The following is a 1,833-nucleotide window of genomic DNA, read 5'->3' as shown; positions in this document are numbered from 1 at the left end:
CGGTTTCGCTGGCGCTGACCGGGCCCGGCGAGCTGATCGGCGACGCGACGCTGGACTTCGGCGCGACGGGTGGCGCGGCGGCGGTGTGGGTGCGGCCGTTCGCGGGCCCGCCGGGGACGTTGGTGCTGACCGCCCGCCACGAGGTGCTGGGCACCGCGACGGCGGCGATCACGACGACCGCGGGCGGCACGGCCACTCGGTCCGGGACGTCATGAACGACCCTTTCACGACATCCCCGCGGCGCCGCGACTTCGCCGGGACCCCGACCCGAGATGTAGTGAATGACTCATTCATGTCGTCGGACGACATGAATGAGTCATTCACTACATCCGCGCTCCGTGAGCACCCCCGCCAGCACCGCGGCCTGGCTGATCGACGGCGAGCCGCTCGCCGTCAGCAGTGTCAGCGGGCCCGCCGCAGCCAGCGAGCGCAGTTTCTCCAGCGCCGCCGCCCGGTCCGGCTCGCGCAGCTCCGCGCGGTACCGCTCGGCGAACTCCGCGAACCGGTCCGGGTCGTGGCCGTACCACGTGCGCAGGTCGTCGGACGGGGCGAGCTTGCGGTACCAGCCGTCCAGGACCACCGCCGTGCGGGCGGTGCCGCGGGGCCACAGGCGGTCCACGAGCACACGAGTACCGTCGGCGGGCCCGGCCGGATCGGTCAGGCGCGCCACCCGGACGACCGTCGGCTGCATGCGCGCATTCTGCGGTGCGCCCGCGTGCGCCGCCACCGGAGAAGGGCGGTGACCAGGTGCGCAACCGCGTGACGCCCGCCGGCGACGTCGTCGACATCCCCCTGCGGGGTGCCTGGACCGGCAACCGGGGCGTGCTGCACGAGGGCCGCGAGATCGTCCGCTTCCACGCCGGCGACCTCTGGATCACCTGCGTGCTCGAGTTCCGCGGCCGGTGGCGGGAGCAGTGGCTGCCGAACCGGTACACGCACCTGTTCTTCCACGACGAAGCCGTCTCCTTCGCCGCCGGGCACCGGCCGTGCGCGGAATGCCGCCGCCCCGCCTACAACGCGTACCGGGACGCTTGGCCGGGCCACCCCTCGGCCGCGGAGATGAACCGGCGGCTGCACGCCGAACGCCTCGTCCGCGGCACCCACGTTCGCCGTCGCCACGAACTGCCGTGGGCCGGGCTCCCCGACGGCGTCTTCGTGCTGCGGGGCCCGCACCCGGAACTCGTCGTCGGCGGGCACCTGGCGGAATGGACGACCGCGGGTTACGGCACCAGGCGGAAGCTGCCCCGGGCAGGAACCGTTCCCGTGCTGACCCCGCCGGCCACGATCGCCGTGCTCCGCGCGGGCTACCCCGTCCAGATCGACGACGCCGCCCGCTGACCGAAGGGCCACCCCGGCGGCCGTGGAGGGGCCGCCGGGGTGGCTCTACCCCCAGCTCGTGCCGCGGTGGGTACAACAGCCGAACCCGTCGGTCCCACCGGCGAAGCGAGCCGGCGCCGGACATCGTCGGGGTGGTGTCCTGCAGCCCGGTCAGGATCGCGGACGGGGCCTGCAAGAAGCTTGCAGTACGCTTGCACGCCTTGCCCCGGCCGGGTGAACGGAGGTGACCGGGTGGAGTTCCGCGTCCTCGGCGCCGTCGAGGCGACCGCGGACGGCGCCCCGGTCGACCTCGGCTCCCGCAAGCAGCGGCTCGTGCTCGCCGTGCTGCTGCTCGACGCCGGCCGCCCAGTGTCGCGCGACCGGCTCGTGGACCTGCTCTGGCCCGCGGATCCCCCGGCGAGCGCGCGCGGCACCGTCCAGGCGCTGGTGTCCCGGATCCGGGCGGTCTTCCGCGCCGCGGGCGGCCCCGAGCTGGTCACCGAAGGGCCCGGGTAC

Annotated in this window: 4 protein-coding genes; 3 read left to right on the top strand and 1 reads right to left on the bottom strand. The window is 74.6% G+C overall.

Going from position 1 to position 1,833, the window contains the following annotated elements; all coding sequences use genetic code 11:
• On the top strand, nt 1–215 hold a 215-nt coding region (locus G3I65_RS42700), incomplete at its 5' end, for a hypothetical protein (RefSeq protein ID WP_160701137.1).
• A gap of 101 nt (nt 216–316) precedes the next feature.
• On the opposite strand, the gene G3I65_RS42695 is transcribed toward G3I65_RS42700, so the two are convergent.
• Nucleotides 317–691: a DUF488 domain-containing protein gene (locus G3I65_RS42695; protein WP_160701136.1), complete on the bottom strand. Its 375-nt coding sequence runs from the start codon at nt 689–691 to the stop codon at nt 317–319.
• Between the two features lie 56 nt (nt 692–747).
• Between G3I65_RS42695 and G3I65_RS42690 the strand changes: the two genes are divergently transcribed.
• Together G3I65_RS42690 and G3I65_RS42685 are read left to right on the top strand one after the other, a co-directional pair.
• Nucleotides 748–1,338: a hypothetical protein gene (locus tag G3I65_RS42690; RefSeq protein WP_160701135.1), complete on the top strand. Its 591-nt coding sequence runs from the start codon at nt 748–750 to the stop codon at nt 1,336–1,338.
• A 231-nt stretch (nt 1,339–1,569) separates the two neighbouring features.
• Nucleotides 1,570–1,833 (top strand): winged helix-turn-helix domain-containing protein (locus G3I65_RS42685; protein ID WP_309235983.1); only part of this gene is annotated, 264 nt, incomplete at its 3' end.

Origin of the sequence: Amycolatopsis sp. SID8362 (assembly GCF_010550475.1) — a bacterium.
Classification (GTDB): domain Bacteria; phylum Actinomycetota; class Actinomycetes; order Mycobacteriales; family Pseudonocardiaceae; genus Amycolatopsis; species Amycolatopsis eburnea.
This window is presented reverse-complemented; position numbering and strand designations above follow the sequence as displayed.